Genomic DNA, 11509 nt, shown 5'->3' on the forward strand with positions numbered 1-11509 from the left:
CTAGCTGGTCCGGGTCCAGCGCATCAGATGCTGACTGTAGTTGGGAGGCGAGACGTCGGCGTATCCCGCAGCGGCTGCCGCACGTCTGGACGGCTCGTTCGACTTGCGCATATGGGCGTAGACCGTGTCGTACTGGCTTTCGAGGCTGGCCAGCCGGTACGCTACGCGGCCGATCCCGCGCCCCTGGCTCTGGCGGTTGAGATAGATCTGGATCGAGGCGTGGGGGCCGAGCGGAGGCTCGTCGATCCAGTTGATGAAGATGCGGCCGGCCCGGGCCTGGCCGCACAGGATCGACCACGCTTCGCCACCAAGCCCGCCGCCGCGCTTGGGCGTGCCCTTGGCGCGCAGCAGGGTGATCTCCTTGGGGCTTACGCGATCTTCGGGCGCGACGGGACGAACCGGCTTGGACTTTGGACCTGGGCGGGTCGACGCGCGGCGTGAGGACGGGTCAGGCATAGAGCTCACCCAGACTATCACGAAGCGTGCGCTCGGCCTCGTCCCACAGCTCTGACGGAAAGAAGCCCGGCGAATAGGCCACCACGGCGTCGGCGACCCTGCCAAGGAGCCGCCGGTCCGAGAGCGCCCCTGCCACGGCGCCGATTTCCGCCATGACCGCGACTCGGTCAGGATCGAGCGGCTCGGGTCGGTCGCTCCAGTCACCGTCGCCGTCGTAGCGGTTGTTGAAATAGTCCATGTCCAGATGGAGCAGGACCGGTCCCGGCGCGAGATCCTGGAGCCAGTGATCCCTGTCTGGCGTTAAGCGGTAGCGGCCTGGTCCTGTTCCCTCTGCCGTCACGAGCGTAATCGACGGTCTGAGGGCTCCCGGCTCGAGCAGATCGTCGACGACCGTACCGGCCTCGATCCGGAAGTCTGTGGTGCTCCCCGCCTTGGGCGGCTGACACAGGTGGCGCACCTCGGCCTGTGGAAAGGCGTGTAGGAAGGGCGTGAGGAAGCTTCCCATCCCGACCGCGCCGCTCTCGAGGGCTCGCTGCACGGAATCGGGGTCTTCTACCCGCACAGGTCCGCCCCCGATGGGATCGACCCAGCCGCCCTCGCGAAGGAAGAGGCGTGGCGACATCAGATCGCGATGATCGTCCACGTGCAGGATGGTGAGGGGAGCCGTCCTTTCGAAGCCCGAGCTCGCCGCCCACTGCGACCAGCTGACCAGCGTCCAGGTGTCGTAGAGTGCGGTCGTCACCCGGCCTTGCCTGCGCACCGCCTGCGCCATGCCTCCCAGGCCGCAATCCCACGGCGCGAGGTTGTCAGACAGGGCCGGATCGACGTGCCGATAGGGGTCCGCGGGCCAGTGCATGATGAGGCGCCACGCATCGCCGTCCGCAACCGCGTCCGCGTCCCGGTCGCAGAAGTAATCCCGGAGCCGGGCGTGCCGGGCGCGCAGCTCCTCGGGAAGCCGTTCGCGCGGAACCCGCAACATCACGCCGCCATCGCGACGGCACCGCGGGCGCGAAGGACGGCTGCCAGCGCGCCGCCGGCCTCGGTCAGGGCGCAGCCGTCCAGGATCGCGAACGCCTTGGCGAGATTTGCGTCGGTATCCGCCAGTTGGGTTCGGGCCCGGACGGCCAACCGCTTCGGTCCGGCGTCCCGCACATGCTCCCAGAAGCGGCGGAGCTCCACGAATACGAAAATGGCATGGAACAGGCCCGAGACCGGTCGAAGGTCTTCGCGCCAAGGCGACACCACGAGATCGCCCGGGTGGGTCGTGGGGAAGCGACGCTCGAACAGGTAAAGTTTCTGGTGCCGATGTTCGTGCAGCAGGGAATCTGCGAGATCGTAGGCGTCGATCAGGCCGTCGCCCTGCCGCACCGAGACAAACAGCGCCCCAGGGACGGAGTCGTCGCTGAACGAAACGATCTTGTCGGGGTGGGCGGTCGGATCGCGGATGAACTGGACGGCGGGGCTGGTCATCTCGATCTCGCGGGCGATCTCGGGCCGCCAGCGGGCAAGGATGTCCAAGGCCTCCGCCGCCAACGGCTTGGCCTCGACCTTTACGCTCTCGGGCTCGAACTCGACGGCGGCCCCGAACGGCGCCCGCAGCCAGGCATCATCCGCCGCGATGAGCGGCAAGCGGCGGTCTGAGACCGAACGACCTTCCATCGAGAGCAGATAGCCGGGATCGATGCGAAGGGCTTCGCCCGTCACGTCCCGAACCACACGGCGGTCGCGCGCCGCTAACACGACATGGCTCCAGGCTACGGCACCCGGTTGCCAGCTCGCGAACGCAAGGTCCGCAGACGGCCAGGCTAGGAGTCGAGCCGCGACCGACGTCTCAGGCCCCCCGAGGCCTTCCAGATACGTCAGGGCGTCCGTGAACGATACTAGGTGAGCGAGGTTCGCGTCCGCGCGCAGGCGACCGAGTTCGTCTGCGGCGGTTTCGGCGAGTTCGAATTTGTCGACGTCGATATTGAGGGACTCGGCGGGCAACGCCGCGTGGAGGCTTTCCTGGATACGGAGACGGGCGTGCCCGACCAAGGCGGTCATCTCGCGGCAGTAGATGGTCGGATGGGCGAATTCATTCGCGCCCCAACGGTGCGGCACGGCGCCCCCGCCGCATATGTCAACGATAGGACAGGCCTGACATTGTCCGCACAGACCGTCTTTGGAAAGGAGCGCGCGGTGCCTGCCCAGCGCGTCGGAGGCGGCGATCGCCGCAATGGGTGTGTCGTGAACGGTTCCGCCCAGTTGGGTGCCGTTGCCGACGACCTTAAGGACGTCGAGATCGTGGTAGGAGCCGTCGGTCTCGATCGAAATCAGGCTGACATCGCCGAACCCGAAGGCGTCGGTGCTCGACGGCAGTCCCATGAGGGCGTCGAGCAGGGCTTCGAAGCTGCGGACCGGAAGCGACGGATAGCGGTCGAACCAGGCGTCGAAGGCGCGGATTTGCCAGCGTGCGTATAGGTCGGCATCCGCGTCGCGCCCTGGCGGGGGCCGCAGATGGTGGGCGTCGGGGAGCAGGAAATCGAGCCGGGGTGGAGCGTGTTCCGCGAAATACGCCAGCAGATCTTCAGGATCCGTACTGGCATCGACGACCGCGATGACGCCTGCGAAAATGCCCGGCCTCCGCTTCAGGCGCTCAAGGGCCGTTTCGACCTTTTCGAAGCTGGATCGACCGCGGCGGGAGGTGCGGTGCAGGTCATTGACGGCCCGCGGACCGTCCAAGCTCAGCGAAACGCCGATGTTCGCGGCCTCGAACAGATCGAGCGCGTGTTCGTCAAGGAGAATGCCGTTGGTCTGCAGTCCAACGTCAACCTCGACGTCGGGCCCGACCCGCATGCGGATCAGGCTGGCGAAGTCGCAGAGCGCCAGGGCTCCGGCCAGCAGCGGTTCGCCGCCATGGAAGATTACCGCCATCCGTGACAGGGCGGTCTCGCGGGCGTAATCGGCCAGGCGACCGGCGAATGCTTCCTGGTCGGTCGGGCTCAACAGCTTGGGCATCGAGCGCCAGCTCTGATCGGCGTGGTGGTAGACGTAGCAATAGTCGCAGTCGAGGTTGCAACGAGACGCGACCTTGACGAGGAACGATGTGATCCTCGCCGGCGTCATCGAATCCTACGAGCGATTGTGGCGATGATGCATCCGGTCGTAGCTGGTGATCACTTCGCTCGCTTGGGACTCCGCGCGCAGGCGGCCCTGCAGGCGCTGCAGAGCGGGGTTGGCCGTCTCAGCGGTCAGGACCGACGTGCGAAGGCTGGCGGAGGCGGTAACTTGCATGATCAGGATCTCCTCTACCGTCCAGCAATATCGCCGATGAAGCGCTGCCGCAACCCGACTTTGCGGCTCTATCGGTAAAGTAGCAGCTTCCGGCCTGCGGCGCGGGCCATTGGAGCGAATTTTATCCAAGGTTCATGCACCACTTGTGTTTTTCTGGGGGTTGCCGCAATGGCCCCGACACGCGCGTTCGCTGGCGGAAAGGACCGGCGGCCTCAACCGGAGACAAGCCGTGGCCCGTTTACCGATCAAGAATTCCGTGCTGAGCCGCCTATTCGCGATGTCGGGCAACCTTTGCGCCCATCCGACCTGCGCGCAGATCCTTTACCGCGACGACGGCACGGGGTTCGTCAACATCTGCCACATCCACTCGGCAGAAGCCGGCTGGACCCGTCATGACCCGCTTCTTTCCGACGAGGCCTTGCGGGCGATCGACAACCTCATCCTGCTTTGCCCTAACCATCACGGCGAAATAGACCAGCAATACTCCATCGTCAGCGCAGACGACCTTCGCCAGTGGAAGCGCCGCCACGAGGCGCGGTTCACCGACATGCGACTGCTGTTTGATCCCCAGATCATCGACCGGGTTGGAAGTCGGGCGCCGGTGAAGCCGTCCAACATGGGCCAGCTGGCGCAGACGCATCCGGATCATTTCTTGGGCAGTGATCTGCCCGAGATTGCCGTAGAGATGTGCGCGTTTGTGGACCGTATCCGCAACATCCCTCCCCCCACGATCGAGTTCATGATTCGGGCGCTGCAGCACGGACTTCGGGGTGCAGCAAGCGAAACATGGGGGTCGTTCGCCATGAAGCTGGACGCCAACGAGATTGCACAGGCGTTTGACCTGACGGGCGCGCAGGTTACGGAGTTCTGCGCGATCATGGAACGTTACGGCGTCGGTTATCTCGAAGACGACTACCCTGCCCGGGTTGGTATCGCGAGCCCTGCCGAACACATGGACTGGGGGACGTTCAACGAGGCCCTGATCTCCCTTGGCGGCGACCTTGAAACCCTCCTCCAGGTGCAGGACTTCTCCATTTTCGACGTCTGACGGCGGTCTTCCGCGTGATGACGCCTAGGATGGAGAGACTTGGTCGGCCGGGCCCGCAGCTGCCGGCGGACACGGGTGTCAGCTTAGCGCCACCGGTCGAAAATGGGATAGGCCCGGGTTGGCGCAGGCCGAGGTCTCACCGTCCGCGAACGTGAGTTTTGGACGGAAAATGTTCCGCCGACTTCGGGTCGAAAAGCGAAACTGTGTGAAGTTCGAACTATTGGCGGCGAGTTTGATCGGGATAGTGTGTAGTTCATCCTGTGAGGGTGGATTGGCAGACTTGGGTTGAGGCTAGAAACGAAGCCCGCACCGGCGATGCGCCGTGGTGCTTATCCCCAGGGCAGATCTTGCATCTGAAGTGGTATCATGTTGGGAGTATCGCGTAGGTTGTGCGACAGTTACTCACTAGGACATTCATTATGGCTAACTTGCCGAAGTTCACAGTTACAAAAAACGAGAAAAAGGATCGCTGGGACCTTGTCCAAGACAAGGCCGGTAAGGTTATCAAGTCATTTGATACGAAGACTGAAGCGACCAAGGGCGGCGTGCTTGAGAAGGCCCTTGGCAAGGCCGGCGGCTCCGTAAAGATCCAAAAGGAAGACGCCAAGTTTCAGGAGGAACGGACGTATCCGCGAAGTGCCGATCCTAAGAGTTCCAAGGGGTAGGCTCGCGATATGGCTTGGGAAGACAAATTTCGTGAGTGGGCAAAGCCACCAGGAAAGACCGAGGAAGAGCGTTGCGAAAACGCGATAAGATCCATCAAAAACGCCTTGGCAGCGAGTGCCAAGCTCAAGGGCAGAGGTTATTCGGTTCTGCTTCAAGGCTCCTACCGCAACAATACAAATGTCAGCGGCGAGAGTGACGTTGATATTGGAGTCGTGTGTTCGGAATCTCAGTTCAGCACTTACCCTGAGGGAATGAACCGGGAGAGTTTCGGGCTGTCGCCAGCGAGCTACCCCTACGCCGACTTCAAGAATGACGTAGGTGAGGCGCTCGTTTCTTATTTCGGAAGCGGAGCGGTCAGCAGAGGAAATAAGGCGTTCGACGTCAAGGAAACTTCGTATCATGTAGAAGCTGATGTGGCGCCATTCTTTGAGCATCACCGCTACGATAAGAATGGTAGCTCCGACGAGGGTGTAGAGCTGAGGCCGGACAACAATCCTGCGCAGCGGGTGATCAACTGGCCCCAACAACACTACATCAACGGTGTCGCTAAGAACCAAGCGACTCATATGCGATTCAAGGCCATGGTCCGCGTCCTAAAGAGTCTGCGAAACGAGATGCTCGAAGCCAAGGTCTTGGCCGCCGAGCCCGCCATTGGCTTCCTTATCGAGTGTCTAGTTTGGAACGTGCCAAACTCTCGCTTTGGCAAAGCGCGCTACGAAGAGGATCTTCGAAGCATTCTGGCCTTCCTCTTTGACGCCACTTCGACGGACGAAAAGTGCGGCGAGTGGGGCGAAGTGAGCGAGCTGAAATACCTGTTCCGCGGTGGCCAGAAGTGGACCCGAGCACAGGCGAACGCGTTTATCTTGGCAGCTTGGCAGTTTGTCGGCTTTTAATAGATCGCTATGCTAAATCGGCTTCACATTACACTTATCCTCGGCATCGCGGTTGTCGCGTGGGTATTCAGTCTTTTTGCCAGAGGCACACCCGTCACTGTTGATCACTTGGTGCCGTTTGGCATCGCAGTTTCAGCGGTGACCGTTCTGTGTACGACGTTCGACAAGTGGTGTTGGCGCTATGGAGTTTTCAAAGGCTGGCTCGTCGCGCGTCCTTGGCTCCAGGGCACTTGGCGCGTGTCGCTTCAGTCAAACTGGGTGGACCCTGCGACAGGCAAACAGGTTGGCCCCATTGAGGGGTTCATGGCGATCCGGCAGACTTTCTCCGCGTTGCACATGCGGCTCTACACCGCCGAGTCGAGTTCGGTCTCAGTGACGGCCTCTATTCTGAAATCAGAGGACTGCCTTTACCGTGTGGCCGCAGTCTACCAAAACGAACCCTCCGCGAGCCTGCGTGGTGTCCGAAGCGAAATCCACTACGGCTCCCTACTGCTTCACGTCCATGCCGACCCTCCTGTGACGATGACCGGGCATTACTGGACGGATCGATCGACGACGGGCACGCTCGATTTTCGGGATCGCAAGCCAGCGCTCGTCTCCAATTTTGCTGACGGAGTCAGTCTCTTTGCCGAGCTATCGGGTTTGGGGCCGTCAGGGACTTCGGGGACGTTGATTACGTCGCTGCCGGCTCTCAACACAGAGACCGGCCAAGGCTGATTTCCGCAGAACTCTCACCTCGCGGGAAATTCTTGACCTCGAGGGAAAATCAGCGTTGTCTAGTGCCTATCGCAAAGCAATAGGGGTGTGTTTGTGCGAGAGCGGTCGGGCAGTGCCGTAGGTGTTGGTAATCGCAGTACCAACTTGCCCGTCGGTGCCCTTTGCTATCCCCAAGGGGGTAGTGGACAGGACCATCTACTTCAGCGGTATTATGGAGAAGGAACCGGAGCAGGTTCGAAAACCCGCTCCGGCAGAGTTCTTGTCGAGCTAGTCGACCCGCGTCACCTCACGAGCGTGATGGTACGCAGTGGCAACCGACTCCAGGAACAACGCAATATTTCCCAGAGCCCAGACGAGGGCGATGGCAGTCCCGAGGGGATCGCCAGACGTCAAAGCGTCGAACGCCTGAGTCAGTCGGAGAAAGGCCTTTTCGGCCGACCCCGTCGCATGACAGCTGGGTCCGGCGATAGTCACAAACCGAACACCGCCCCGAGCTATTGCTCGGGAAAGCCTAACAAACTTGAGAAGTGCACTAAGCATCTCCAAGTTCCTCCTTCTAGAGGAGCGACCTGACCTTCAAATCTAGTTCGGTCCTCTGGTTGAGCGGGGCCGTCACCATCTTGGTGGCGGCCCTTTCCAATTGGACGGCCGCCCTCAAGAGAAGCGAGGCGTTTGAGGTTAGGGGCTCAGCATGGTTGACCTCCTTATGTCGCGGAAAACAAAAGAAAAGCCGCTGTTCCAAAAACAGCGGCTCTACGGCTCAAAGACCAAATTGACTTAGGCGCGCGTGGCCGCGCCGGCGGCACCTTGCGTATGATGTGCATCAACTCGAACATAGCCACGCTCCGGTGAAAGTAGGAATGTGGGCCAGGTGGCCAGTTCGGTTTAGTCGATGCTGTCCGTTCTCCGGAGTTGGGGAATGTGTGACTGACTCATTAATGGCAACGCTTCATTAGAGTCAATGAACGGGCCCGGGCGTTCGCGACCTTGTGATCGAAGGGCGTTTTCTCACCCTCCTAAGTGATTCGAGTGCGCGCTGAGCTTGGGGACGTCAGGGACTTTGGGGATGTTGATTACGTCTATTACGCTGTCCTCGAAGTGCGCACACACGCTCCGTAGAAGACGCACGAACTCGTCTCGCTTTGGCATCTGATCCATGGCCCCGATGAGTGCGCAAAGTACCCCGGTTCGATCCTCGTCCCAGTCCGCCAGCAGACTGGGACAGGTGTTCATTTTCGCCACTTCGATGAACGGAACGGCGGCCTGAATACTGAGTTTTTTGTCGATCAAGGTGGGGTTCGATCCCACCAATTTCAGGATCATCCGTTTTTCCTCCCCGTCGGCGCGCGCAAACCAATCCGCGGCCTGATCACTGACTCTCAGGAGATTACGGAGGGGTTCGATCCCTATTCCACCTGTCTGGGCCGTCTCCAGCCGCGCGACGATGTCAACGCGCTCGGCGTCCAAACGTCCCCGCTGGGTCGTGAACTGAGCGTCGGTCAGCTGGCCGCGCAATTTCAATGTGGTCAGCTCGTCAGCCTGCCGGTCAACATCGCGCAGTGTCGCTTCCAGCGTGGCCCGGTGGGTGCTGTTCAGGCGCACCAGCGCGTGGTCACGCCGTTCGATTGAGGTCAGGATCAGGTCGTGGAGGCCCGGCTCTATCTTGAGCGTGCGCAGGAAGTCCAGGATCTGGGCGTCGAGGGCCTTGGCCTCGACGGACGCCTCCGGGCAGCGGTCGCCGGGTTTGCGGCGGGCGCAGTGGTAGTAGAGGTAGCGGCGGGTCCGTCTCTGCTTGTGTTCGGCGGTGACGGCGCGACCGCACCGGCCGCAACGGATCAGGCCGCGATAAGGAACCTCCGTGGTCGGACGGATCGCGGTCGGCCAACGCAAGGTGAGCTGTAGTCGCTCGAAGGTCTCGAGCCGCACCGCCGGCGGATGCTTGCCGGGCCAGGTACGCCCGTTCCAGACGATGACGCCGGCGTAGAAGGGGTCGGTGATGATCCGGTGAGCGGTGCTGTCGGGCAGGAGGACCCCCGGCTTTCCATGCACCGGCGGGGTGACGAACCCCCAGTCGTCGCGGGCGATCCGGGTCGCTTCGCGGATGCTGCAGCCCCGGTTGGCAACCAGCTGGAACAGGCCTTCGATCAGCGGGAAATAGACCGGGTCCGGAACGATGGTCCGGGTGGCGGGGTCGTTGCGATAGCCGAGCGGGGCGCGATTGGGTCGCCAGCCGTTCTCCAACTTGGTGCGGTTGCCGCGTTTGACGTTTTCGGACAAGGCGTCGGAATAGTATTTCGACTGGCCGAACATGATCTGCAGCATGAATTTGCCCTGCGAGTTGTTCTCGAAGGTGTAGGTCGAGAATTTCAGGTCCTTGAGCACGCCCCGGTCGAGCAGATAGATCAGACGCCCGCCGTCGATGGAGTTACGCGCCAGACGATCAGGAGCCCAGGTGGCGATGCCCTCGGCCTCGCCGTTTTCGATGCGGGCGACCATGGCGTCGAACCGGGGCCGTCCCGGTGTCATGGCGCTTCGGGACTCCTCGATGATCTCTACAATCTCAACGCCGGGCAATTCCAACAGCCGTCGCTCCAGATCGGCGCGCTGGGATTCGATGGACAGGACCTGACGGTCCTCGGCCTCTGAGGATTTACGGCAATAGAGAAAATATTTCATAGGGAGAGGGATGTCCCTGACGTCCCCGACCTCCCCGAACAGGGAAGGTCGCAGACCGTCTGAGACGAATTGGGATTCTAGGGCGCCGGGGCGTTTCGCGCGAGTCGGTCGCGGGGACAGCCGCGCGACCGGTTCAGACATTGGAGCCCGGGCGCGCCCGATGCGCACGGCGGACGTTCGCCTTGGCCGGGGCCGCCCGGAGCAGGGGAGGGCCGCCTTTCGCAACGGCCCTCCCTCCCCGGTTACTCCGGAGTGGCCCCGGAGCGACGCAGCAACGGCGGCAGCCAGCCGGTGCCTTGCAGCAGGGTTTCCGCCGCCTCGGCCATGGCCTCCTTCCTGAGGTCATTGAGCCGGGCCGCCGCCTCAGGCGACACCCCCTCGGCCACCGCTTCGGCGATCCGGGTCTTGGTCACCCGACCGAGGTAGCTGCCGACGCTGACGCTCCAGTAGCGGCCCATGTCGAGACCGACGAGGTCGGCCAAGGCATCGGCGTGGGCCAGAGCACGCCGGGAGGTGCCGACCCTTTGGACGGCATTGACCCCGCGCGAGACGCCATGGGCGAACAGGGCCGACCGGTCCGTATCGTCCAAGGCTTGGAGCGCCGCCAGCAGGGCTTCGGGGTCCTGCGGCAGACGCTGCGCCCACGCCGCATGGCGGGCTTCGATGGCCTTGCCCGCGACGCTGTCGGACAGCCCCTCGACATAGGGTTCGAGACTGACGCTCAACACGTCGAGGCCGAGGCAGGTCTCGCCGTCGCGATAGAAGGTCTGCAGCGTCACCGCGTGCAGGGCGGCGAGGAAGGCGAGACGCGGCTGGTCGGCCAAGGCGTCGCGCAGCGCCGCCGTACGCTGGGCGGTGAGGTCGGCGACCAGCCGTTCGGACAGGGGTTTGGGACCGGGTGCGTCCGGCGAGTCCTCCGCCGTATCGTCGACCGCGCGCGGTTCATTGTCGCCGTCCGGTTCGGCCTCGGGCGGGGCCTCGTCCTCGGGCCGGAGGAAGCCGCGCTCAATCCGGACGCCCTCCTGGCCGAGCACGACGAACAGGCCGCCACGCGCCATGGCGTCCGGGTCGTACTGGTCCGGACAGGCGCTTGAGAGTTCGGCGTCGAGCACCTCCAGACGGGCGTCTTGCTCTTCGGACAGGTTGTCATCGCCACAGGCGGCGACGATGGCGTCATATTCCTCGGCGAGGGCCTGCAGCCGGGCCTTGGTCTCCGGGTCCGGTTCGACCGCATGCGGATAGACGCGGCGACAACCGTGGTCGTGGGGGAAGTCGAGCCGTGCCTCGGCCCACATCCAGCCCTCGGCGGCGCGCACCGCCTCGGCCTCGGCGGTGAGCTGTTCGAGGGCGAGCCGGTCGAGCAGGGGCGCGTCCTCGAACCAGCCCTTGCCCTCCTCGCTGAACAGGTCGCAGCGCAGACGCCCGCCCGCCGCCTGATAGGCCTCGGCTCCGACGAAACGGGCGCGGCGGTCGGTGGCTTCGACCTCATGTTCGGTCATCAGGCGACGGATGAAGGGGGGCGAGCGGTTGTAGGACAGATCGGACCAGACCTGCTCCTGCCGCGCATGGTCCTCGCTGACGGCGAAGGCCATCAACTGGTCGAGGGTCAGTTGGTCGGCGCGGTAGGCGGTCATCAAGACCGGACTGACCGCGCCGAGCCGCAGCCGCCGTCGCACCAAGGTCGCCGAGACGCCGAAGCGCGCCCCGATCTCCTCGGCGCTCCACCCTTTGGACTGTGCAAGGTCGCGGAAGGCCTCGAACTGGTCGGCGGGGTGCATGG

At 63.2% G+C, this 11509-nt stretch carries 10 protein-coding genes; 4 read left to right on the plus strand and 6 right to left on the minus strand.

From position 1 onward, the window contains the following. The 4 genes from Q8K99_07395 to yhhA are packed head-to-tail and all read right to left on the minus strand — an operon-like array spanning position 1 to position 3729. Positions 1-456, minus strand: coding sequence for a GNAT family protein (locus Q8K99_07395; protein ID MDP2182378.1), 456 nt, complete (start codon positions 454-456; stop codon positions 1-3). Continuing rightward, positions 449-1435: a hypothetical protein gene (locus Q8K99_07400; GenBank protein MDP2182379.1), complete on the minus strand. Its 987-nt coding sequence runs from the start codon at positions 1433-1435 to the stop codon at positions 449-451. The genes Q8K99_07395 and Q8K99_07400 overlap by 8 nt, the downstream gene beginning before the upstream one ends. Continuing rightward, positions 1435-3561 (minus strand): cyclophane-forming radical SAM/SPASM peptide maturase YhhB, encoded by a 2127-nt coding sequence (yhhB, locus tag Q8K99_07405; GenBank protein ID MDP2182380.1) that lies wholly within the window; start codon positions 3559-3561, stop codon positions 1435-1437. Before yhhB ends, Q8K99_07400 begins: the two co-directional genes overlap by 1 nt. A 6-nt stretch (positions 3562-3567) precedes the next feature. After that, on the minus strand, positions 3568-3729 hold the full coding sequence (gene yhhA, locus Q8K99_07410; protein MDP2182381.1) for a YhhA family cyclophane-containing RiPP: 162 nt from the start codon (positions 3727-3729) through the stop codon (positions 3568-3570). A 229-nt stretch (positions 3730-3958) separates the two neighbouring features. On the opposite strand from yhhA, the gene Q8K99_07415 reads away from it, so the two are divergent. The 4 genes from Q8K99_07415 to Q8K99_07430 all read left to right on the plus strand — a co-directional run bounded on the left by Q8K99_07415 (position 3959) and on the right by Q8K99_07430 (position 7053). Then, positions 3959-4777 carry a hypothetical protein gene (locus Q8K99_07415; GenBank protein MDP2182382.1) on the plus strand — a complete coding sequence of 273 codons (819 nt, stop codon included), beginning with the start codon at positions 3959-3961 and terminating at the stop codon, positions 4775-4777. 419 nt (positions 4778-5196) lie between these two features. Further along, positions 5197-5442 (plus strand): DUF2188 domain-containing protein, encoded by a 246-nt coding sequence (locus Q8K99_07420; GenBank protein MDP2182383.1) that lies wholly within the window; start codon positions 5197-5199, stop codon positions 5440-5442. A gap of 9 nt (positions 5443-5451) precedes the next feature. After that, positions 5452-6336: a nucleotidyltransferase gene (locus tag Q8K99_07425; GenBank protein MDP2182384.1), complete on the plus strand. Its 885-nt coding sequence runs from the start codon at positions 5452-5454 to the stop codon at positions 6334-6336. 9 nt (positions 6337-6345) lie between these two features. Continuing rightward, entirely contained in the window at positions 6346-7053 is a 708-nt protein-coding gene (locus tag Q8K99_07430) for a hypothetical protein (protein ID MDP2182385.1), read from the plus strand. A gap of 1008 nt (positions 7054-8061) precedes the next feature. On the opposite strand, the gene Q8K99_07435 is transcribed toward Q8K99_07430, so the two are convergent. Together Q8K99_07435 and Q8K99_07440 are read right to left on the minus strand one after the other, a co-directional pair. Next, entirely contained in the window at positions 8062-9729 is a 1668-nt protein-coding gene (locus Q8K99_07435) for a recombinase family protein (protein ID MDP2182386.1), read from the minus strand. Between the two features lie 242 nt (positions 9730-9971). Next, the coding region (locus Q8K99_07440; GenBank protein MDP2182387.1) for a chromosome partitioning protein ParB at positions 9972-11509 on the minus strand (1538 nt) is incomplete at its 5' end.

This window comes from Actinomycetota bacterium, from assembly GCA_030682655.1.
GTDB lineage: Bacteria > Actinomycetota > Coriobacteriia > Anaerosomatales > JAUXNU01 > JAUXNU01.